This window comes from Myxococcus llanfairpwllgwyngyllgogerychwyrndrobwllllantysiliogogogochensis (assembly GCF_006636215.1).
GTDB lineage: Bacteria > Myxococcota > Myxococcia > Myxococcales > Myxococcaceae > Myxococcus > Myxococcus llanfairpwllgwyngyllgogerychwyrndrobwllllantysiliogogogochensis.
Genome location: NZ_VIFM01000644.1, coordinates 1 through 569, shown reverse-complemented (window position 1 = coordinate 569; position 569 = coordinate 1). Strand labels below are relative to the sequence as shown.

Sequence of the window (569 nt, the reverse complement as noted above, 5' to 3'; positions counted from 1 at the left end):
CCGTTCGCCGCCTCGTGGCCCGTGGACGCGATCGTGGCCGAGAACGGCGCCGTGGCGATGGTGCGGCAGCCCGAAGCGCCGCTGCAGCGCACGGGACCCGCGGCGCAATCCGACGCGGTGCGAGTGCACCCGATGGGCCCCGGAGGCCCCGTGCTGGCCAAGATCTACCAGCAGGACGCCGCCACGCGCGCCGCGCAGTACGCGCGCATGCAGGAGGTGCTCGCCGGCATCGAGCGGGACATTCCCGGCGCCCGCCGCGCCACGGACTCGGCCGGCCGCGAATGCGACATCGCCATCGACCACAGCGAATTCGTGCAATTGCCGCAGCCGGCCATCGACGCCGTCGTGCAGCGCATGCGCGCCGAAGGCATGCACGCCACCGTGAGCAGCATCCACGTCAACGGCTGGTACGGCGAGCACGACAAGCTCGCGGGCGCCCGCTGGATCGTGCGCGCCCTCTTCGGGCGCACGCTCGACGCGGAGATCGGCCGCTGGGTCTACGTGGGCGATTCCACCAACGACCAGAAGATGTTCGAAGCCTTCCCGCACAGCGTGGGCGTGGCCAATAT

General features: G+C 71.4%; 1 protein-coding gene. It reads left to right on the top strand.

What is annotated here, in order from left to right; genetic code table 11:
• Positions 1-33: 33 nt before the first annotated feature.
• The coding region (locus FJV41_RS57150; protein ID WP_497812683.1) for a Cof-type HAD-IIB family hydrolase at positions 34-569 on the top strand (536 nt) is incomplete at its 3' end.